The following is a 20,350-nucleotide window of genomic DNA, read 5'->3' as shown; positions in this document are numbered from 1 at the left end:
AGCCTGTGTGAACGGAGGCAGACCTATGCCGAATCAACAGAATAACCATACCGATTCCCTCATCTCCACCGGCATTCCCGGCCTTGACGAAATCCTCTGCGGCGGCCTGACGCGGGAGCGCCTCTACCTCGTCGAAGGCCAGCCCGGCTCCGGCAAGACCACGTTCGGACTGCAGTTCCTGGTCGAGGGCGTCAAGCAGGGCGAGCGCGTGCTGTACATCTCCCTGGCGGAGAATGCAGTCGAACTGCGCGCTGTCGCAGCCTCCCACGGCATGTCGATGGATGGCATTCACATCCATGAAGTGATCCCCGGCGAGAGCCTCCTCGATCCGAAGGAGCAGTACACCATGTTCCATCCTTCCGAGGTGGAACTGGGCTCCACCACGCAAGAGATCCTGTCGGCGGTGGAAGCGCTCAAGCCAAGCCGTGTCGTGCTCGACTCGCTGTCCGAACTGCAGCTCCTGGCCGACAATGCCTTGCGCTATCGCCGCCAGGTGCTCGCCTACAAGCAGTTTTTCGCCAGCCGCTCGTGCACGGTCCTGCTGCTGGACGACCGCACGGCGTCCACCTCCGATCTCCAGGTCCACAGCATTGCCCATGCAGTCATTTCGCTCGAACAGAAACCGCAGGAATACGGCGTCGATCGCCGGCGCATCCGCGTCAGCAAATACCGCGGTGTCAGTTTCCGCGCCGGGCTCCATGACTATTCCATCGTGCAAGGCGGACTGATTGTCTATCCGCGCCTGGTGGCCTCGGGTTCCCGCGTGACGGCGGAAAGGGCGCAGTTTGGTTCGGGCCTGGCCCAACTCGACGCGCTGCTCGGCGGCGGCGTCGAAGAAGGCACGAGCACGCTGATCTCCGGCCCGCCGGGAACCGGCAAGTCCTCGCTGGCCGCGCAGTTCGTCTCGGCTGCCGTCGAGCGGAATGCGCGCGCCGCGATGTTCATCTTCGAGGAGTCCGCGAACAACCTGATCAACCGCACCAGGGGCCTGGGCATGAATCTGGAGCGGCCCCTGGAAAGCGGCCTGCTGACCATCCAGCAGATCGATCCGGCCGAGCTTCCGCCCGGCGAGTTTGCCCACAACGTGTGCACCGCTGCCAACCATGGCGCCAAGGTCATCGTGATCGACAGCCTGAACGGCTACCTCAGCGCGATGCCGGACGAGCGCTTCCTGACCACCCACCTGCACGAGCTGCTCACCTGGCTCGGCCAGCGCGGTGTCGTCACCATCCTGGTCGGTGTGCACCAGAATTTCATCGGCGGCAACACGGCGGCCAGCGTGGACGCCAGCTACCTTGCCGACAACGTCCTGCTGCTGCGGCATTACGAGACGGACGGCGAGGTGCGGCAGGTGATATCGGTCTTCAAGAAGCGTGGCGGCCCGCACGAGCGTACGCTGCGCGCGTTTTCCATGTCGCGCGAAGGCATCCATGTCGGACCGGTGTTGCGCCAGTTCCACGGCATCCTGACCGGTGTGCCGACCATCCGCGACGACGTCGGGAGCACCGAGACCGGCAATGACGACTGAACTGCACGCACTGGAATCACGGGTTCTTCTGCATGCCCCGACCGGGCGCGATGCGCAGCTTGTGCAACGCGTGCTTGGGGCAGGCGACATCGAAAGCGTGATCTGCGACGCGATCGAGGACGTGCTCGCCGAGCTCGAACACGGCGCGGGCGCATTGCTGCTGCAAGAGGAAGCACTGACACCGGTCGCGCTGAAGTTGCTCGGCGCATGGATTGCCAGCCAGCCCCATTGGTCCGACATCCCGATCCTCGTTGTGACGCACCAGGGGGCCGATTCGCCCGGCCTGCATTCCGTGATGGAAGCCTTGCGCAACCTTACGCTGCTGGAGCGGCCTGTGCGCACGCGCGCCCTGATCAGTGCCGTGAAGTCGGCGCTCAATGCGCGCATGCGGCAGTACCAGGTGCGCGAGGCCGAGCAGCGCAAGGATGAATTCCTGGCCAGCCTGGCGCACGAGCTGCGCAATCCGCTGGCCCCCATCCGTACCTCGATGAGCGTGCTCTCGCTCATGTATCCGGCCGCATCCGGCGTGAGCAAGGTGTGCGATGTGGTGGAGCGTCAGATCGGACACCTTACCCGGCTGGTCGACGACCTGCTCGACGTGGCACGCATCACCAGCGGCAAGATCGTGTTGCAGCGCGAGCCGGTCCTGCTCTCCGCCATCATTTCGCATGCCATGGAAATCTGCGCGCCGATGCTGGAAGGAAAACCGCACGCGCTCAAGGTGTCCCAGCCGAGGGAAGACGTCATGCTCGACGCCGACCAGGTGCGGCTGGTGCAAAGCCTGGCCAACGTCCTCGGCAATGCGATCAAGTTCACGCCGTCGCCCGGCGAGATCGCGCTTGCCGTGGAGGTGCGGGACAAGAACGTCACCTTCCGTGTCCGGGACTCGGGCATCGGCCTGGAGCCGGCGGCGATCGAGCGCATTTTCGAAATGTTTGCCCAGGGATTGCCGTCGCATGCGCGTTCGCAGGGACCCGGGGGCCTGGGCATCGGCCTCAGCCTGGCCCGGCGCTTCGTCGAAATGCACGGCGGCACGATCACGGCATCCAGTGATGGTCCCGGCAAGGGCAGTGTCTTCACGATGACCCTGCCGGTCGTGACCGGCGTCGGCACGCCAAGTGAGAAGGCCAGCGTGCCAACGCCGTCGATTGCCGCCAACCGTCGGGTACTGGTCGTGGACGACAACCGGGACGGCGCGGACATGCTGCAGCAGTTGCTCGAGGCCGACGGCTTTACCGTCGATGCGGCTTACAGCGGCGTTGACGCGCTGCAGTCGGCCGCTGCCCACCTCCCGGATATCGTCGTGATGGATATCGGCATGCCTGGCATGGACGGGTACGAAGCCGCGCGGCACATCCGCGCACTGCCGGGAGGCAAGGACATCCTGATCATCGCCGTGACCGGCTGGGGACAGGACAGCGCCAAGCTGCGGTCGCGCGAGGCGGGGTTTGACCACCATCTGGTCAAGCCGGTCCGCTTCGACCAGATCCGCAGCTTCCTCGAGCGCGCCTGATACTTGTTGTCGCGCAGAACATGTGTCGTTAATCACGTTATCCTGATCGTGTAGTACTTTTTCCTACACGACATGGATCCGGACTATCTCGTCATCATTGCCCATCTGCTCGGCGCCGTCTGTGCCGGCGGCATCATCGGTCTCGAGCGCAGCTATCACGGCCGCCCGGCCGGTTTCCGCACGCACACGCTCGTGTGCCTTGCCTCCAGCCTGCTCATGATCGTCATGCTGTTCCAGTGGAAATGGCTGGGCACCCCGGCGGGCATGGTGCAGACCGACCCGACACGCATGGCACAGGGCATCATGACCGGCATCGGCTTTCTCGGAGCGGGCGTGATCTTCAAGGAGGGCTTGAGCGTGCGCGGCCTGACGACAGCCGCCTCGATCTGGATGACGGCGGCCATCGGCATCCTGTTCGGCATCGGTTTCTACTTCCCGGCAATCGTCGCGACCGTGCTCACGCTGGGCGTGCTTTCCGTGTTCCGCCGCATCGAAGCGCGCATGCCGTCGCATTCGTATGCCCACTACTCGATCCGCTTCGGGCGTTCCGACGCCATGTCCGAGGAGCAGGTGCGCGCCATCCTCACGCGCCACGGCTTTACCGTCGCCAACATCAGCTACCGCGTCACCGACGACGGCGCCTGCTTCGAATACCGGATGGTGGTCAAGACCTCGGACGAGCGCAATACCTCCATCCTGGCCGACTACCTGCGCCAGCTTGCGCAGGTGCGGACCTTCCAGATCTCGCCGACCGGCGACTAGAACGCATTGCGGCGAACGCAGTCAGAAAGGCATGACGAAACACGGAGCGCATCATGCCCAATACCCTGGTCAGGATTTACAACAGTCTCAACACCGCGCAGCACGTGCGCGAGCAACTGCTTGCGTCGGGCTTTTCACAGGACAGCGTCCACCTCGACAGCACGCTCGATGAAGCCGGGCCCGTAGAGGGCAACGGCGTGCTCGATGCCAAGGACATGGGTGAAGGTCCGGCGGACGGTCCGCTCAACAAACTGTTCGGCGTGGAAGAGCGCACCGATGCCTACAACAATTCCGAACCGGTATGGCGGGGAACGGTCATGCTGACGGTCGACGTGGAAGACGAGGCTGAGGGGACGCGCGCGTCCGGCATCATGGACCGGTCCGGCGCGCGCAGTGTGGACGACTTCAGTTCGTGGCGGCGCCACGAGGGGTAAGGACGGGAACGCTCAAGCGGCATCTGGCACGGCGGTCGCCCATGAGGCGCCGCAGTTCCTCGATGCTGATGCCGGTGGCTTCATGCATCAGCATCAGCAGCGAACCGCCGACCTGCACGCGGCGCGCGCGGATATCGCCGATGAGCTTGCGCGCGACCTTCAGCTTCTTGGACAGCGCGCCATCGCTGGACACGCCAAGCCGCGCATTGACGATGTTGAGAAGCTTGTTGGGATCGTAAGAAGAGTATGTTGCTGCCTGGATCATTGCTTTCCTTGCTCTTGAAATAACAAACATGGGAGTGCATTGACTCTTCGATAATGCCGAAGTTCCCCATTTTGGCGCATGCCGGGCAGCAACATCCGTCACACGCTTGCTTGACGACGCTTGTTGACGGCCATGATGCCTGCCCCCACAACGGCGACGCCAACGAGCGTACGGATCGAAGGACGCGGGATAAAGCGCATCGCCGTTGTCACGAGGGCCGGGGGCGCTTCGCGTTGCGGATCGGAAAACATCGAGTGCGCATTGCCTTGCGTGACCGGGGCCGTTTGCGCGAACAGCGTCGTCATTTCCTTGATGAAGGGTTTGAGGTCTTGCGGACCACGGCTCGTGACCCAGTTGCCGTCGCGCACAACGGCCTGGTCGAGCCACACGGCGCCCGCGTTGACCATGTCGTCGCGCACGCCCGGCCAGGAAGTCATGGTCCGGCCCTTGGCAAGTCCCGCCGAAGCCATCACCCATGGTCCGTGGCACAGGCTGGCGATCGGTTTGCGCGCGGCATCGAAAGCGCGCACGAAATCGCGTGCCGCCGCGGACTGCCGCAACAGGTCGGGGCTCATGAAGCCGCCGGGGATCAGCAAGGCGTCGTAATCCGACGGACTGGCTTCATCGAGCGTTTTGCTGACCTTGATGCGGCTTGCCGGTTCGTGCAGATTGACGCCGCGAATGCTGCCCGGGCGCAGCGAAATGATGTCGACTTCGGCGCCCTTTGCTTCCAGCGCCTTCAGCGGCAGCGTCAGTTCGATTTTTTCAAAACCGTCCGCGGCGAGTACGGCGACGCGGCGGCCGTTCAGTGACGTGCGTTCAAACATGTGTGGCTCCTTGTGTATCGGATCGGATGATGCGCAGGGTCAGAGCGCGGAACGGCTGGAATAGTTCGTCTTTCCCCCGCTCAATCGAGCCCGAGCGTTTTCCGCATGGCCTTGGTGAGCGTCTGGCGCATGACCGCGTAGTCCTTCCATGGATCCATGGAGAGCCGTTCAGGCAAGGTTGCGATCGTCCACTCCGCCGCGCCTTTGATGACGTCCAGTTCGTCCCATCCGATCGGCACGGCGACAGGCAAACCGGGCCGCGCGCGCACGGAATAGGGTGCCACCGTGCTGGCCTGGCGCTTGTTGCGCAGGTAGTCGACAAAAATCTTTCCCACCCGGTTCTTCTCCCCCATCTTTGCGCTGAAATACCGGGGAAGGGTCGTCGCAAGATGGCGCGCCACCGCCTGCGAGAATGCCGACACGTCGTCCCATGTTTGGCGGCGTGCGAGCGGCACGACAAGATGCAGGCCCTTGCCGCCGCTCGTCTTCAGGAAGCTGTGAAGGCCAAGCTCGTCGAGCACGACACGTACCAGGCGCGCGCCTTCCGCCACGCGCTTCCATGGCAGGGAGGGATCGGGGTCGAGGTCGAACACCATGCAGTCCGGCTTGTCGATGCGGTCCGCCGTTGCGTTACACGTATGCAGTTCGATCGCGCCCATTTGCGCCGCACCGACCAGCGCATCGACGCTGTCGATCACCATCAGCGGATCATGGTCCGGGTCGAGGGCGGGATCGAGTGTGCGGATGCCGGGGATGTTGGTGCGGTTGATGTGCTTCTGGAAGAAATGTTCGCCGGTCACGCCGTCGGGGCATCGCAACAGATAGACGGGACGGTTGTGCAACCACGGGAGCAAGCGATCGGCGACCTGTTCGTAATAGCGCACGAGGTCGATTTTCGTCAGCCCGCTCGCCGGATCGATGACACGTTCGGGATGCGTCACCTTCACACCCTGCACCTTTGCGCCTGCGGGCGATTTGCGCGGCGGAACGGGCACGATTTGCTTGCCGTTGACGGGCACGCTCGCCGCTTCTTCGCGGCGGATGTCCGACGCCGGCTTGTCCATGCGCAGCCCATGGAATACGGCCTGCCGCAACATGCCATCATCCGTCCATTCGGCGAACGAGATTTCCGCCACCAGCTCCGGCTTGACCCAGTGCGTTTCGGCCTTGCGCACGTCGGACGGCATGTGGTCGAAGGGATTGGTTTTCTGTTCGCGCACATGCAAGGCCTTGTACGTGTCATGCAGCACCGTACGGTCGAAACCGGTGCCGACGCGCCCGGCGTAGCGCAGCTTGCCGTCGTCGTAGACGCCGAGCAGCAGCGCGCCGAAGAACTTGCGGCTGCCGTTCGGCTCGGTATAGCCGCCGATCACGAATTCCTGCCGGCGCCGGCATTTCAACTTGATCCAGGAATCGCTGCGCTTGCTCTCGTAGGGCGCATCCGTGCGCTTGCCGATAATGCCCTCCATCGAGAGCCGACAGGCCGTATCGAGGAGTTCCTGCGGCGGCTGCGCGATGGGTGCGCTGTAGCGCAGGATGCCGGGTGACGTGACTGACAGCGCCTGTTCCAGCAAGGCCCGCCGCTCGTGCAACGGCGTCTTGCGCAAGTCGAAGCCATTCAGCCAGGGCAGGTCGAACAGGAAGTACACCAGTTCCTTGCTGCGATGGTCATGGATCGCCTTCTGCAGCAGCTGGAAGTTCGGCACATCCTGCTTGTCGAGACAGACGATTTCGCCGTCCAGCCATCCGTTCTCCAGCTTCAATGCGCGGATCGCCTCGGCCTGCGCCGGCAGCTTCGCCGTCCAGTCCTTGCCGTCCCGCGTGAAGAGCTTCACATCGTCGCCATCGACACGCGCGAGCAGCCGGTAGCCGTCGAACTTGATTTCATACATCCAGTCGCCCGAACGCGGAATGTCCTCGACCAGCGTCGCGAGTTGCGGCACGAGCGTGTGGGGAAGCGCCGAGCGTTTGCGCGAGACGAGCGCGGCATCGTTGGTCTTCGGCTTGCGCAGCACGCTGTCCGGTTCCGCTTCGGTGATGTCGTATTCCCTGGCGCTACGGGCAGCCTCGTCCTTCTCCTTGACCAGGAGCCATTGTTCCTTGCTTCCGCCAGGGAGGCGCGTGCGTACCAGCGTCCATCCGCCGTGCAATTTCTCGCCGTCGAGCCGGAACTTGATTTTGCCCGCCTTGTAGGCAGCGACCGGGTCGCCCTGCGGCTCCCACGTCCCGGTGTCCCATACATCGACGTGGCCGGCCCCGTACTGCTTCTCGGGGATATCGCCTTCGAAATCGATGTAATCCAGCGGATGGTCCTCGACGTGCACGGCCAGACGCTTGTCCGAAGGATCCAGGCTGGGGCCTTTCGGCACCGCCCAGCTCTTGAGCGTGCCGTCCATCTCGAGGCGGAAGTCGTAATGCAGCTTGCGCGCATGGTGCTTCTGCACGACGAAGCGCAGGCGTTCGGCGGGTTCAACGATTTCGCCTTTCGGTTCAGGCGTGATCCGGAAGTTGCGCTTGGCGTGGTAATCGGACAGCTTTCCAGGCATGGCGGGGGATCAATGAACGGATTTCGAACCGCGCGCGTTCGCCCGTTTTCGAGCCGGGGGCGGCGGCGCCTTTTCCTTCTTCGCCGCGGCTTTCGGCGACGGCGCTCTTCCCTGCAGGCTCTTGCGCAGCAGTTCGGTCAGGTCGACCACGTTGCTGGTTTCTTCCGGCTCCTCGATCTTCACCTCGGTGATTTCGGTGGCCATGCCGGCGTCGAACTTCTCCTTCACCATCTTCATGATGTCGTCGCGGAAGGTGTCCTTGAACTGTTCGGGCTGCCATTCCTCGGTCATGCTTTCGATGAGCTGCGTGGCCATCTGCAATTCCTTGGGCTTGATGGCGACGCCTTTCAGTCCTTCTTCCGGCAGGTCGAGGTCGTCGGCGCCGCGCACCTCGGTCGCCCAGCGCAGGGTGTTGAGCACGATCGCCTGCGGCGTGGCGATCAGTGCGGCGAGGTGCTGCTTGTTGTGCAGAACGACCAGCGCGACGCCGATCTTCTTCGTCTTCAGCAAGGCTTCGCGCAGCAGCGCATAGACCTTCTCGCCGCCCTTGGTCGGGGCGAGGTAGTAGGGCGTCTCGAAGAACAGGAAGTTGACGTCCTCGGCCTCGGTGAAGCCGACGATGTCGATGGTGTGCGTGGACTTGACGTTGGCCGCCTTGATTTCCTCGTCGGACAGCACGACATACTGGTCTTCGTATTTGACCGCCTTGACGATGTCATCCTTGCCGACTTCCTCGCCGGTGTCCTTCACGACACGCTTGTAACCCACCGGCTTGAGCGACTTGCGGTGCAGCCAGTCGAAATCGATTTCATCCTGCTTCGACGCGGGGTAGAGCCCCACCGGCGCGTGCAGCAAGCCGAAGCTGATCGCGCCTTTCCACATGGTTCTTGCCATGGCGGCCGTCCTTGGAGAGGGTAATGTTGACTGTTTGACATGCAACTGCGATGCAAGTTCGGGCCGGTTATCATCTTGTTTTATCGAAGTAAATATCTACATTTATTCGCTTTTTATAATTTTGCCGCTGCTTTACCATCTAGCGCGTGTGAATGGCTCGATGCCGTCACACGACTTTCAACTCTCGGAGGAAACATGAAGAAATTTTTGGTCACCCTGATGGTCGCGGTCAGCGCGCTGTCGGTAGTCGTGTCCGAAGCGCAAGCGAAGCGCATGGGCGGCGGCGGTTCGTTCGGCAAGCAATCGCAAAGCGTGAGCCGCCAGCAAGCCGCACCGATGCAGAACCAGCAGGCCGCGCCCGCGGCCGCCACCGCGGCCAAGCCGGCGGCGCCTGCTCCCGCCGCCCCGGCAGCCAAGCCCAGCATGTGGAAGGGCCTGCTCGGCGGCGCCCTGCTCGGCCTCGGTCTCGGCGCCCTGCTGTCGCACCTCGGCATCGGCGGCGCCCTGGCCAGCATGATCAGCACGATCCTGATGGTCGGCCTGCTCGCCGCTGCGGCATTCTTCATCTACCGCATGCTGACCAGCAAGAAGAACGGCACGCAGGCAAAGAGCGCCTTCCAGCCGGCAGCCGCCGGCACGGGCTTCGCCACGCCTGACATCGGCTCGCGCATCGAACCGGCTGCGCTGCAGTCGCCTTCCGCCGCCGCTGGCGCTGCAGACGTGAACGATGCATCCTGGGGCATCCCGGCCGACTTCGACACCGCGGGCTTCCTGCGCCATGCGAAGACCTACTTCATCCGCCTGCAGGCGGCATGGGACAAGGCCGACGTGAACGACCTGCGTGAATTCACCTCGCCGGAAATGTTCGCGGAAATGAAGCAGCAACTGCTGGAGCGCGGTGCATCGGCAAACCATACCGACGTCGTGTCGCTGGACGCACAACTGCTGGGTATCGAAACCATTGGCGACGAGCACCTCGCCAGCGTGCGCTTCACCGGCATGATCCGCGAGGCGGAAAATGCACCGGCGGAACAGTTCACCGAAGTATGGAACCTGTCGAAGCCGGCCTCCGGCAACGGCGGCTGGGTACTGGCTGGGATTCAGCAAGTGTCCTGAACGCAGGCAATCCTGTAATAAAGGCCCCCGAATATTTCGGGGGCTTTTTTTATACTGGTAGAGAAGTTCGATGAGGAGGATTACATCCTGAACCAACGCCCTGCAACGCGCATCTCGAAAATGACTTGCCCCAACTGCGGCGAACCCGCAGGGGTTCCTCTCGTCTGGGGCGATCCGGACGAGGCAACGCGCGCAGCCGTCCTCCGTGGCGAGATCGTGCTGGCAGGCTGCATGATCGAGCCGATCGGCAACGCCGTTCCGGACTGCGCCTGCCTGAAATGCGCCTACCGCTGGCGCGACGCGTAGCACCTGCCTGCCGGCATCAAATTTGATATTTATTAAGACGGCGCAAGGTCAACGGATCGTACTCCGCGTCTGCCGTGTCAATTGATGCAGTATCGGCAGAAACGCAGGGCCGAGACGCGCACCTGCGACCGTCTGCCTTGCTGACGCACTCCCGTTCCCAAGAAGCACAATAAAGTGGGGTACATCACCATGCACGGCACCTTGAAGCTGCTCAGCTATGTCATTGTCCTCCTGATGGTCATAGCCATTCTGTATTCAGGCTACACCTCGATCAAGTATTGGTCCGGTATCGGCGTTTGACGCAGAAAGGACCAAGACATGAACAAGCGACAGACACGGCTGTTTGCCATCGCGTCCACTGCCATCGCGTCCCTGGTGTTCATCGGGATGACGATCGACAGCCACAGGCAGTTTCCGACTCTGACGAACGCTCAGAACATCACCCCTGCGGTACGCAGCGGGCAGGACGTCTGGCACAAGTACAACTGCATCAACTGCCATACGCTTTTCGGCGAAGGCGCCTATTACGCGCCTGACCTGACCAAGATCACGCAGCACCGCGGCGAGCAATACCTGCAGGCGTACATGCGCGATCCCTCCCAGTTCTACGACGAACAGCGGCACCGGCGGCTCATGCCGAAGCAGAACCTGAGCGAAGAGGAAATCAAGAACCTGATTGCCTTCCTCGACTGGGTCAGCAAGGTCGATAACCAGGGATGGCCTCCGCGTCCCATCCTGGTGACCGGTGCCAGCATACCGGGAACGGATATGGCCGCCGCGCCGAAAGAGGGCGGCGAGGCGCCTCCGGGCGCGCGCCCGCAGACCGGAAACGAGAATCCGATTGCGCTCGGCGAGCGGGCGTTCCGATCAGCGACGCCGGCCTGCAATGCGTGCCACTCCATCGCCCCCGGCGTCAACATGGCGGGGCCGTCCCTGGCCGGCGTCGGTTCACGCGCCGAGAAACTCGTTTCCTCGCCCGACTACAAAGGCAAGGCCAAGGATGCGATGGGCTACATCCGTGAATCCATCACCGATCCCAGCGCGCACATCGTGCCGGGCGCCATGTACTCGGCGAACGGCGTTTCCTTCATGCCCAACACCTATGGAAAGGGCCTGAAGCCCGAGCAGATCGATCAGATCGCGGCGTATCTCGCAACGTTGAAGTAATTTCAGGGGAACCGTATGCGCTACAAATCGCAGTCCGTCGCCTATTGGTATTTCGCCGTGGCGATGGTGTTGTTCGGCCTGCAGATCGTGTTTGGCCTTCTCTCGGCTGCCAAGTACCTCGGGCCCGATCCGCTCTTGTACATCCTCCCGTTCGACGTAACGAAGATGATCCACACGAACCTGCTGGTCGTGTGGGTGCTGACGGGATTCATGGGCGCCACCTACTGGATGATTCCCGATGAATCGCGCACGGAGATCTACAGCGTCAAGCTTGCGTACATCCAGCTCGCGCTGTGGGTCGTAATGGGCTTGACCGCAGTCATCGGCTACCTGTTCCGCTACGGCACGGGAAACAAGCTTCTCGAACAGCCCTTGCCGCACAAGATCATCATCGTCATCGTGATGCTGATGTTCCTCTACAACGTCGTGATGACGATCCGGAAATCCGGGCGATTCACGACGACCGAGGGTGTGCTGCTGCTCGGCGTTGCGGGCGCGGCGGTACTCTACCTGCCGTCGCTGCTGCACTTCGACAACTACACGGTCGCAATCTTCTACCGCTGGTGGACGATCCATCTGTGGGTGGAAGGTGTGTGGGAAATGATCCAGGGCGGCTTCCTCGCCTATCTCCTGATCCGCCTATCCGGCGCCGACCGCGAAGTCATGGAGAAGTGGCTGTACGTGATCGTCGGCCTGGTCTTCATCGCCGGCATCCTGGGTACGGCGCACCACTACTATTGGGTGGGCGTGCCGACGTACTGGCTGCCGATCGGCGGATTCTTCAGTGCGCTGGAGCCGGTCGCGCTGATCGCCATGGCGACCTACGCCTATTCCGCCATCCGCCGCTCGGGCATGGCGCATCCCAATACGCTGGCACTTCACTGGACGGTCGGCAGCGCCGTCTACACGCTCTTCGGCGCCGGCCTGCTCGGCCTTGCCCATACCTGGCCGGGCGTGAACAAATGGACGCACGGCACGCTGATCACCGCGATGCACGGCCATGCCGCCTTCTACGGCGCATACGCGATGATCGTCCTCGCGATGATCTCGTACGCCCTGCCGGCGATGTCGCCCAGCCGCCGCGAGCAAGGCACCAGCATTGGCTACTGGTCGTTCTGGCTGCAGCTCGCGGGGATGTTCGGCATGACGCTTTCGTTTGCGACGGCGGGCATCGGACAGGTGTATCTCGAGCGGATCCTGGGACTGGGTTACCTGGATGCGCAGCTCAAGATCCAGGTGCACTTCCTGATGCTGATCGCGACGGCCACGCTGTTCTCGATCGGCGTCATCCTGTTCATCATTGATTTCTTCAGGCACGCGCCGCGGTTTGAAATCACCACGGAGTCAGATGATGTCACCCGCACCTCGCCGGTGTCGCCAATCAGGGCATGATGTCTCAAGCAAGCAGTCCGGAGCGCAAGGAACCGTATTACCTTGCCTCCGGTGACGAGATCAGCATCTTCGAGCAATGCCATCGCCGGAACATGGCGGTGATGCTGAAGGGGCCGACCGGTTGCGGAAAAACCCGCTTCGTCGAACACATGGCGTGGCGGCTGGGACGGCCGCTGGTCACCGTTTCCTGCCATGACGACCTGAGCGCGAGCGATCTCATCGGCCGCTTCCTGATCCGGCACGACGGCACGCAATGGCAGGATGGTCCGCTCACCCGTGCGGTGCGCGAAGGCGCGATCTGCTATCTCGATGAAGTCGTCGAGGCGCGGCAGGACACGGTGGTCGTCCTGCATCCCCTGACGGATTACCGGCGCATCCTGCCGATCGACAAGACCGGGGAGACGATCGAAGCCGCGCCCGGTTTCCAGCTCGTCATTTCTTACAATCCGGGCTACCAGCGCATGCTCAAAGATCTCAAGCCCAGCACGCGCCAGCGCTTCGTGTCGCTCGATTTTGATTTCCCACCGCCGGAACGCGAAGCGCACATCATCCAGAAGGAAGGCGAAACGGACCACGCCACCGCACAGGCGCTGGTGTCGCTCGGTCAGCGCCTGCGCGGGCTGCAGGACAGGGGGCTCGCGGAAGTGCCGAGCACGCGGCTGCTGATCGCGGCAGCACGACTCATCGCCAGCGGCATCCCGGTCCGTCAGGCGTGTTATTCGGCGCTCGTGTCGCCGTTATCCGACGACGCGTCGCTCGTGGCGGCGATGCGGGATCTGGTCGACGCCACCTTCGTGTAAGCCATGCCGGAAGCAGAAGACGTCATCACGGACGTGGCGCGGCATGCCACGATCTTCGCGCGGGATCTCTGGCGGCGGCACAGGAAAGATCAACCCGCACCGACCCGGCTTGCGCTGCGGGATGTGTCGCAACGCCTGGACCTGCTGATTGCGGCGGTATTCGCAAAAAGCTTTTCGCTACGCGCCGCCCAGCCGCCAGCACCGCCGACCTTCCTGACCAAGGTATTCCGGCGCAAGGACGGGCCTAGGCATGCTGTCGCGCTTCCCGCCACGGATGGGGACAGCATCTGGCTTCCTCCCGTGCTGGCATCCTTCGAGGGTATCGAGGCCATGGACTGGTACCGTGTCATGGCGCTGCAGCAGGCGATGCGCGCCAGCCGCAAGAGCGCGGACTTCCTGGCGGGGTTGGACACGGAATGCCAGCGCGCGGTATTCCTCCTGCTGGAAGCCAACGCCGCCGACGCGCAGATTGTCCAGCTGCTTCCCGGCATGCGCGCGTCCCTTGATGCCGTGCGGCAGACTGCCTTGAGGATGCGGCCTCCCCTCGACCGGTTTCCTCTGGCGGGGCGTCCGCTGGAAGTCTTTGCCCGTTCGCTCCTGTCCGGCGACTACAGCGCCCTTCCGCCTCGCGTCGCGCTGGAACAGGCACGCGCGTTTGAACAGGCTCCTGCCGCAACGCTCCTCTACAAGGATCTCTGGACGGGCGATCTGCTTCCGCTCCCCGCGGTAAGCCGGCAAGCGATGGAGGATGGCAACCGCCCTGATCCGGCTTCCGCATCCCCCCGCAGCGCGCAGCTTCCCCGGCGTCCCGATGTGCGCGAGCCGACGGAAGACGAAGATGATGAAAAACAAGGCGCATGGATGATCCAGACCAGCCAGCCGCATGAGCAGGCGGAAGATCCGGTCGGCATGCAAAGGCCGACCGACCGTGACGAGAGTACGGCTGCGGAAGAGTTCGCCGATGCGCTTTCGGAGCTGCCGGAAGCGCGGCTGGTGTCCACACCGGGACGTGCAAAGGAAGTGCTCCTGTCCGACGACATTCCCGTTTCGCGCGCAAGTATCGATGCACCGCGTGCCTGGGACAGCGCAGGCGCGCGGCTCTTGTATCCCGAATGGGACTGCCGGATCGGCGCCTACCGGGAACCGGGCGCTGTCGTCCGCCTGCTGGCGCCGCAGGAGGGTCCGCAGGCGTGGGTCGACAGCACGCTGCGCGCGCATCAATCGATGTTGCATGCGGTCCGGCGGCGTTTCGAAATGCTTCGCGCCCAGCGCACCCGGTTGCGCAAACAGATTGATGGCGAAGAGATTGATCTCGAAGCGTACATCGACAGCCACGCCGACTACCGCGCCGGATTGCCGCGCTCCCAGCGCCTGTACCAGACCTGCCGGCCCGCCAGGCGCGACATGTCGATCGTCTTGTTGATCGACATCAGCGGCTCGACCGATGGCTGGATCTCCGCCAACAGGCGCGTCATCGATGTGGAACGCGAGGCGCTGCTGCTCGTATCGATTGCGCTCCAGGGATTGCAGGCGCCGTATGCGGTCATGGGCTTTTCCGGCGATGGGCCGCAGGCGGTGACCGTTCGCACGATCAAATCGTTCGACGAAGCGTATGGCGACGCGGTGGCCCGACGCATCGCGGCGCTCGAACCCGAACACTACACGCGCGCCGGCGCCGCGATTCGGCACGCGACCGCGGCGCTACTGCACCAGCCGGCCGCGCACCGGCTCCTGCTGCTGCTATCCGACGGCAAGCCGAACGATATCGATGTGTATGAAGGACGCTATGGCGTCGAAGACATGCGGCAGGCAGTGACGGAAGCGCGGCTGCAGGGAATCAATCCGTTCTGCCTGACCATCGATCGCCAGGCGGCCAATTACCTCCCCGGCGTGTTCGGCGCGCATCATTATGCGCTGCTGCCGAAGCCGGAATTGCTACCAACGGTGCTGCTGGAATGGATGAAGCGGCTTGTATCGGCTTGAGCACTCCATTCCCCGTCGTTCCCGCGAAGGCCTCGGCGGCCCCGCGGCAACCCATAGTGAGTTGAATCGAGAACCGGGATTATGGGTTCCCGCCTTCGCGGGAACGACGGGGGAGGTGTTCGGAAAGTTCAACCTTCAATGCCCGCCCTCGGCCTCATGTTGCAAGGATGCGGGCATACCATAACGAAAAGACGAGGATGCGTTAGATCCACCCTTACCTAATCAGCCGGCTTGTCCTGTTCCTCCGGCGCATCCAGCCCCCACTCCTGCCATCCTTCGCCGAACAGCTCGACCGGATGCTGCGTACGCTCCGAGCCGTTGCCGCAGGCGAGAGAATCGGACGGGCAGTATTTGTCGCATCCCCAGCAGACGCGCTCGGGATGCTTGGGGCTGATGGGAAACTTCTTGCTCATGGCTAGATCAGCTTGGAATACGTCGATGTCGTCGGCTGCCCCAGGTACTTGTCGAACGTCATGCCGACCGCGCGCACAAACAGCCGGCCCTTGGTGGTGACACGGATTGCCGACGGCTCGATCGTAATCAGCCCCGCGTCCTCGTATTGCCGCAGCGCGCTCATCTCGTGCGCGAAATAGTGTGGGAAGTCGATGTCGTACTGACGGTTGATGGCGTCGAAGTCGAGCGGCGCACTGCACATCAAGGTCATGATGACCTGGCGGCGCAGCAGGTCGTCCTTGCTCAGCTCGAATCCTTTTTCCACCGGCAGCCGTCCTTCGTCGAGCGCCGCGTAGTACGCGGTCACGCTGCGCACGGACTGGCTGTAGGAATTGCCGACCTTGCCGATGGCCGACACGCCGAAACCGATCAGGTCGCATTCGGCGCGCGTGGTGTACCCCTGGAAGTTGCGGTGCAGCGTGCCATCGAGGCGCGCCTTGTTCAATTCCTCTTCCGGCCTGGAGAAATGATCGAGGCCGATATATTCGTAGCCGGCTTCCAGCAGGCGGCGCGTCGACATCATGAAAATCTGCAGCCGGTCTTCCGCGGACGGCAGGTCCTCGGCGACGATCAGGCGTTGCGCCTTGAAGCGGCTCGGCAAATGCGCATAGTTGTAGAGCGCGATGCGATCCGGCGAGAGCTTGATGAGGCTGTCCAGCGTACGGCTGAAACTTTCAAGGGTTTGCTTGGGCAAGCCGTAGATCAGGTCCGCGTTCGTGGACTGGAAATTCGCCTTGCGGCTCTCGATCACCGCACGCTGCACCATGTCGAACGGCTGGATGCGGTTCACCGACTGCTGCACGGCGGGATCGAAATCCTGCACGCCGAAACTGTTCCGGTTGAAGCCAAGCTCGGCAAGCATGGACAGCGTGCCGTCGCGCACCGTGCGCGGATCGATTTCGACGCCGAGCTCGGCGTCGGGCGTGAACGTGAAATGCTTGCGCACCATCTGCATCAGCTGGCGCAGCTCGTCGGCATTGAAGAAGGTCGGCGTCCCGCCGCCCAGATGCAGCTGGACCGTCTTGCGATCCGGGCCGAGGTGGGATGCGACCATCGCCATTTCCTTGTCCAGGTAGCGCAGGTACTCGGTGACGCGGCCATGGTCCTGGGTGATGATCTTGTTGCACGCGCAGAAGTAGCACAGCGATTCGCAAAACGGCAGGTGCAGGTAGACCGACAACGGCGGATTATCGGAGCGCGTGGCGCGCTGCGCCAGGTAGGCCTGGTAGGTCTGGTCGGTGAATGCCGGGTTGAAGCGGTCGGCGGTCGGATAAGACGTGTAGCGCGGGCCCGGCTTGTCGAACTTGCGGATCAATTCTTCCGATAGGTCGATGTCGGGCAGGGAATGCGTGACGGACGATGTCATATGTTTACCTCGCAATGGGTTCGCCAGGACGCTGGCGAGTGCTTTGCGACATCTTACTCCAGCGGCTGGTTCCCCACAGTCAGCGGGCCATCCCGGTTGCCGGGATCAGTTCCGGGTCGTCGGCGTGGTCGATCAGGATGCGCCGGACGCGATCTTGCCAAAGCGATGCGAATTCCGACGTTTCCCCCTTTTCAGCGACGCCTTCAAGTATCTTTCGCAAGAGCTGCCCCGTCCGCGGGTCCGCCGGGACACGGTTCAAATGCAGGGAGAGCTGTACCGAAGCGCCGTTGTCGAGCCGTGCGAACGCTGCCTCGCCTTCCACGGCGCAGGAAAAATGCATCAGGTTCTGCCGTCCGAAATGTCCGCCGATGCCCTTGAATCCACCCGGCCCGGCCGCGCCTGTAACAAGGCTGACAACATTTCCGATGACCCCAGCCACGCCTTCCTCCATGGCGGCGGAGAACCGTACCTGGATCTCGCCGCGCTCGGGCGTCCGGTCCGGGTACAGCAGTGCCAGTGCGCGTCGCGTCATGAGGTAGGCGCCGGCGACCGTTGGGCAGGAATGCCCCGCGAGGCGCACCGCGTCGATGTAGCGATAGGTGAGAAGGCCGTCGTCGCATGCGCCGAGAAACTGGACAAGGCCGTCGTACACGGTGATGACGGGGGCCTGGTCGAAAAATGCGGGGGTGTTCATGATGCCTCGGAAAATCAGCTGCCGCAGCTTCCGCAGCACATCCCTTCTTCACCGTGGGCACGTTTCACGCCAAAGCCCGCCCGTTGTAAAGCCGTTCGCACTTCTTGCAGCGAAGTGACGTCATCGTCAAAGCTGATGTTGACTGTTCCGGTGGTGGTGGTAATGGCGACCTTGCTTACCCCGGCGATAGCGTTAAGCACGCGCGCGGCATCCATGGCGCGGGTTTCGTCCAATGCACTCGACAAGGTCAGGTTTTCGGTTTTCATGCTGCTTTCCTATGGTGAAAAAATAAGGGACTGCCCCGTCTTAAACGGCTTCGATGGCAGGATAAAAATTCGTGTCTTCCTGGCGTATCCGCGCATGGAGCTTCTTGAGCACGATGTTCGCTTCAGCCCGGAATCCCTCGGGATCCTTTGCCACGTTGGATGCCGTATTCCATTTGCGCGCGAACTCTTCGTAACGCTTCGCGATCATCTTCATGTCTTCCTGGTACTGATTGCCCAGGTGCGCCACGGATGCGTCCTTGCTATTTCTCAGCGCGGGATAAAGGACCGTGTCTTCAACGCTGAGGTGAAGCTTGATCTTCGAGCTCATGGACACCACGCCGCGCGCAATCTCGCGCGCATTGTCAACAATCCCCGACAACGCATACCGGCGCAGCGTGCTGATGCATTCATAAATCTCTACATGCTGGTGCTTGAATTTATCGATGTTCATCGTTGCTCCCTGTAAGTACGAGGACATTGTATGAGCGAGGATTAAAAGATTCAAGTAAAATATATCTTTAAATGAGGATCGGGATTGAAACATGAACTCAATTGAAAAGACAGCAATGCCAACGAGCCGCGGGAGAAAGGCGCCGGCGGTATCTCCCGGCACATGGAGCACCGACGATTACATCCGGCGATGGGCCAAAAGCCAGGGCATGGATGGCGACTGCTGCGTGCCCCTCCAAAGCCTGCACGACGAATGGTGTGCAAAGATCCATTTCGATCGCGCCGGACATCCGGTCGAGCGCCGCAAATGCGCAGGCGAAAAAAATGCCCACCGGCCGGAGCCGGTGAGCATGCCTGCGTGTTGACGGCGGCTTACTTCACCAGTGTGAAGTTCCGGGTCAGGTTGGCGCTGGTCAGGTCGATGTCGGCCGACTGCGTCTGGTAACCCGTCGCACCGGCCTGCAGCGCATATTTCCCGGCAAGCGCCGTTTGCGCCGTGAAGCTGATCGGCAGCGTGCTGCTGTACTGGCCGTAGCGCGGCGCGGCGAGGGGCAGCGGCAGCCCGTATTCCCCGGTCGTGCCATTGGCTGCGCTATACCGGATCGACGCGACCGGTCCGCCGCTCACCGTCTGGAAAGCCGTCACGCTGCCTTCGGCATCCGCCGGGAGCACTGTTCCGGACACTGTCCCCATGGTGGACGAAGCAGTCAGCAGCGGCGCGGCGCTGGTACTGAGCGCCGTCGTGCCTTTGGCCGCGACAGGCACCGCATTGACGATGTCGGTTGAACGTGCGGTGCCGGTCGCGACCACCACATAGTTACCGGCCTCCAGCGGCGCGAGCGAGAAGAAGCCTTCGCTGTCCGGTACGGTGCTGCGCACCACGACCCCATTGAGCTGGGCGCTGACGACGGTTTGCGGTCCGACAGCGCTCTTTTCGACGAAACCGTTGATCGTGCCGCTGCTCACCATCGGAATCATCCGGATCACCGGCTTGAGACCGTAGCTTCCATTGCCGCGCTGGACGATGGATTTGCAGGCATCGAAGTCGAGCGCGATTTCGGTCGTCGCGCCACTCGCCACTTCCACATTTCCGTTGAGCTTGATACCGCTTTGCACGCCGCTCGGCGTAGCCAGCGCCACTTCGCTGCCGCCGGTCGGAACGATCGAGTTGGCCAGGGCGCCGCCGGCATTCGGAACCAGCACCAGGCGGATCTGGTTGTACGTGCCGGCGGGCAGGCTGGTCTGGCCGAGGTCTTCGAGTTTGCCGTTGACGAGATTGAGCAGATCGATCTTGCGCGGCGTGGTCAATACGATTTCCGACCATCCGGCATCGCCCTCGGCAGCGTCGCCCGCCTTGTGGACGCGCACTTTGCTGACCGTCACGAAGACCTTGTCGAACCCGCACGCGGGAGCATCGGTCAGCGAGACCTTGAGGGTGCCGGGAGCGGCTGCCGTATCACCGCCACCTCCGCCGCCACAGGCTGCAAGCAGGACCGCGCCGGAAAGGCTGGCAATCAGCATTGGGGCGTGCATAGCTTTCATATATTCCTCCTTGTCTATCGCTTGTTGCACTGCTGAAAATATAAGC

General features: G+C 62.7%; 21 protein-coding genes. 11 read left to right on the top strand and 10 right to left on the bottom strand.

Going from position 1 to position 20,350, the window contains the following annotated elements:
• Positions 1-25 precede the first annotated feature (25 nt).
• From ACNOHI_RS16455 to ACNOHI_RS16440, 4 genes are all read left to right on the top strand, one after another.
• Positions 26-1,528 carry an ATPase domain-containing protein gene (locus ACNOHI_RS16455; protein ID WP_420475764.1) on the top strand — a complete coding sequence of 501 codons (1,503 nt, stop codon included), beginning with the start codon at positions 26-28 and terminating at the stop codon, positions 1,526-1,528.
• Positions 1,518-3,041: a hybrid sensor histidine kinase/response regulator gene (locus tag ACNOHI_RS16450; RefSeq protein ID WP_420475763.1), complete on the top strand. Its 1,524-nt coding sequence runs from the start codon at positions 1,518-1,520 to the stop codon at positions 3,039-3,041. The genes ACNOHI_RS16455 and ACNOHI_RS16450 overlap by 11 nt, the downstream gene beginning before the upstream one ends.
• 72 nt (positions 3,042-3,113) lie before the next feature.
• Positions 3,114-3,803: an MgtC/SapB family protein gene (locus ACNOHI_RS16445; protein WP_420475762.1), complete on the top strand. Its 690-nt coding sequence runs from the start codon at positions 3,114-3,116 to the stop codon at positions 3,801-3,803.
• 53 nt (positions 3,804-3,856) lie between these two features.
• Complete coding sequence (locus ACNOHI_RS16440) at positions 3,857-4,237, top strand: hypothetical protein (protein WP_420475761.1); 381 nt, start codon at positions 3,857-3,859, stop codon at positions 4,235-4,237.
• Here ACNOHI_RS16440 and ACNOHI_RS16435 read toward each other — a convergent pair.
• The 4 genes from ACNOHI_RS16435 to ACNOHI_RS16420 form a co-directional block, all read right to left on the bottom strand.
• Positions 4,209-4,502 carry a hypothetical protein gene (locus ACNOHI_RS16435; RefSeq protein WP_420475760.1) on the bottom strand — a complete coding sequence of 98 codons (294 nt, stop codon included), beginning with the start codon at positions 4,500-4,502 and terminating at the stop codon, positions 4,209-4,211. The genes ACNOHI_RS16440 and ACNOHI_RS16435 overlap by 29 nt on opposite strands.
• Positions 4,503-4,600: 98 nt before the next feature.
• Positions 4,601-5,329, bottom strand: coding sequence for a type 1 glutamine amidotransferase domain-containing protein (locus ACNOHI_RS16430; protein ID WP_420475759.1), 729 nt, complete (start codon positions 5,327-5,329; stop codon positions 4,601-4,603).
• Between the two features lie 80 nt (positions 5,330-5,409).
• The gene (gene ligD / locus ACNOHI_RS16425; RefSeq protein ID WP_420475758.1) at positions 5,410-7,875 is read right to left on the bottom strand and encodes a DNA ligase D; all 2,466 of its coding nucleotides are present in this window, start codon (positions 7,873-7,875) and stop codon (positions 5,410-5,412) included.
• Between the two features lie 9 nt (positions 7,876-7,884).
• On the bottom strand, positions 7,885-8,769 hold the full coding sequence (locus tag ACNOHI_RS16420; protein WP_420475757.1) for a Ku protein: 885 nt from the start codon (positions 8,767-8,769) through the stop codon (positions 7,885-7,887).
• 195 nt (positions 8,770-8,964) lie between these two features.
• Between ACNOHI_RS16420 and ACNOHI_RS16415 the strand changes: the two genes are divergently transcribed.
• From ACNOHI_RS16415 to ACNOHI_RS16390, 6 genes are all read left to right on the top strand, one after another.
• The gene (locus ACNOHI_RS16415; protein WP_420475756.1) at positions 8,965-9,885 is read left to right on the top strand and encodes a Tim44 domain-containing protein; all 921 of its coding nucleotides are present in this window, start codon (positions 8,965-8,967) and stop codon (positions 9,883-9,885) included.
• Positions 9,886-10,005: 120 nt separating this feature from the next.
• Entirely contained in the window at positions 10,006-10,191 is a 186-nt protein-coding gene (locus tag ACNOHI_RS16410; protein WP_420475755.1) for a hypothetical protein, read from the top strand.
• Positions 10,192-10,509: 318 nt separating this feature from the next.
• The gene (locus tag ACNOHI_RS16405) at positions 10,510-11,358 is read left to right on the top strand and encodes a c-type cytochrome (protein WP_420475754.1); all 849 of its coding nucleotides are present in this window, start codon (positions 10,510-10,512) and stop codon (positions 11,356-11,358) included.
• A gap of 15 nt (positions 11,359-11,373) precedes the next feature.
• On the top strand, positions 11,374-12,750 hold the full coding sequence (locus ACNOHI_RS16400; RefSeq protein ID WP_420475753.1) for a cbb3-type cytochrome c oxidase subunit I: 1,377 nt from the start codon (positions 11,374-11,376) through the stop codon (positions 12,748-12,750).
• Positions 12,747-13,550 carry a CbbQ/NirQ/NorQ/GpvN family protein gene (locus ACNOHI_RS16395; protein ID WP_420475752.1) on the top strand — a complete coding sequence of 268 codons (804 nt, stop codon included), beginning with the start codon at positions 12,747-12,749 and terminating at the stop codon, positions 13,548-13,550. The genes ACNOHI_RS16400 and ACNOHI_RS16395 overlap by 4 nt, the downstream gene beginning before the upstream one ends.
• Positions 13,551-13,553: 3 nt before the next feature.
• On the top strand, positions 13,554-15,533 hold the full coding sequence (locus tag ACNOHI_RS16390; RefSeq protein WP_420475751.1) for a nitric oxide reductase activation protein NorD: 1,980 nt from the start codon (positions 13,554-13,556) through the stop codon (positions 15,531-15,533).
• 218 nt (positions 15,534-15,751) lie between these two features.
• Here ACNOHI_RS16390 and ACNOHI_RS16385 read toward each other — a convergent pair whose 3' ends face one another.
• From ACNOHI_RS16385 to ACNOHI_RS16365, 5 genes are all read right to left on the bottom strand, one after another.
• Positions 15,752-15,946: a DUF3079 domain-containing protein gene (locus tag ACNOHI_RS16385; RefSeq protein WP_420475750.1), complete on the bottom strand. Its 195-nt coding sequence runs from the start codon at positions 15,944-15,946 to the stop codon at positions 15,752-15,754.
• A gap of 2 nt (positions 15,947-15,948) precedes the next feature.
• Positions 15,949-17,352: an oxygen-independent coproporphyrinogen III oxidase gene (hemN, locus tag ACNOHI_RS16380; protein WP_420475749.1), complete on the bottom strand. Its 1,404-nt coding sequence runs from the start codon at positions 17,350-17,352 to the stop codon at positions 15,949-15,951.
• A gap of 79 nt (positions 17,353-17,431) precedes the next feature.
• Complete coding sequence (locus ACNOHI_RS16375) at positions 17,432-18,046, bottom strand: hypothetical protein (protein ID WP_420475748.1); 615 nt, start codon at positions 18,044-18,046, stop codon at positions 17,432-17,434.
• Positions 18,047-18,060: 14 nt separating this feature from the next.
• Entirely contained in the window at positions 18,061-18,312 is a 252-nt protein-coding gene (locus ACNOHI_RS16370; RefSeq protein WP_420475747.1) for a heavy-metal-associated domain-containing protein, read from the bottom strand.
• Between the two features lie 40 nt (positions 18,313-18,352).
• Positions 18,353-18,763, bottom strand: coding sequence for a hemerythrin domain-containing protein (locus ACNOHI_RS16365; RefSeq protein WP_420475746.1), 411 nt, complete (start codon positions 18,761-18,763; stop codon positions 18,353-18,355).
• Between the two features lie 91 nt (positions 18,764-18,854).
• Between ACNOHI_RS16365 and ACNOHI_RS16360 the strand changes: the two genes are divergently transcribed.
• Positions 18,855-19,127 (top strand): hypothetical protein, encoded by a 273-nt coding sequence (locus ACNOHI_RS16360; RefSeq protein ID WP_420475745.1) that lies wholly within the window; start codon positions 18,855-18,857, stop codon positions 19,125-19,127.
• 7 nt (positions 19,128-19,134) lie between these two features.
• Here the strand turns inward: ACNOHI_RS16360 and ACNOHI_RS16355 are convergent, their stop codons facing one another.
• Positions 19,135-20,304 (bottom strand): DUF4382 domain-containing protein, encoded by a 1,170-nt coding sequence (locus tag ACNOHI_RS16355; RefSeq protein ID WP_420475744.1) that lies wholly within the window; start codon positions 20,302-20,304, stop codon positions 19,135-19,137.
• Positions 20,305-20,350 lie beyond the last annotated feature (46 nt).

This window comes from Noviherbaspirillum sp. ST9 (assembly GCF_048799745.1).
Lineage (GTDB): Bacteria > Pseudomonadota > Gammaproteobacteria > Burkholderiales > Burkholderiaceae_D > Noviherbaspirillum.
This window is presented reverse-complemented; position numbering and strand designations above follow the sequence as displayed.